This window comes from Pseudomonas baetica, assembly GCF_019733355.1.
Lineage (GTDB): Bacteria > Pseudomonadota > Gammaproteobacteria > Pseudomonadales > Pseudomonadaceae > Aquipseudomonas > Aquipseudomonas baetica_A.
On the sequence record NZ_JAIHLQ010000159.1, the window covers coordinates 1 to 338 of the forward strand.

Annotated in this window: 1 pseudogene; it reads right to left on the minus strand. The window is 53.0% G+C overall.

Annotated elements, in window-relative coordinates:
* Positions 1-50: 50 nt before the first annotated feature.
* A pseudogene (locus K5E40_RS35355) lies at positions 51-338 on the minus strand (hypothetical protein); the annotation flags it as partial.

Consider the following 338-nt stretch of genomic DNA (forward strand, 5'->3'; position numbering starts at 1 on the left):
GACGGCAACCGCAGCCTTTATCGCAGCCTCGCTCCCCGTCTAGCTATTGCTTAGTACTGAATTTCATACTTTAAACTCACGAAGGTGGCCCAGTCAGCCATCAAGCTACGGCGTTTTTCTAGCAAATCACTGCGCCAATAAGCAGCTTCTGCTCCGCTCGCGACCACATGAGCCAGAGACATTTCGCAAACCTCGAGTGCGTAGTCGGTTTTCTCTGCGGCCCAATCTGGGGATTCCATGCGCACTTGGACACCCAGTCCAAGCTGACTTGGACACTCATTCCACGGCCACTTGGACACTGATTCCACAAGCACTTGGACAGTGATGTTCCACTGATC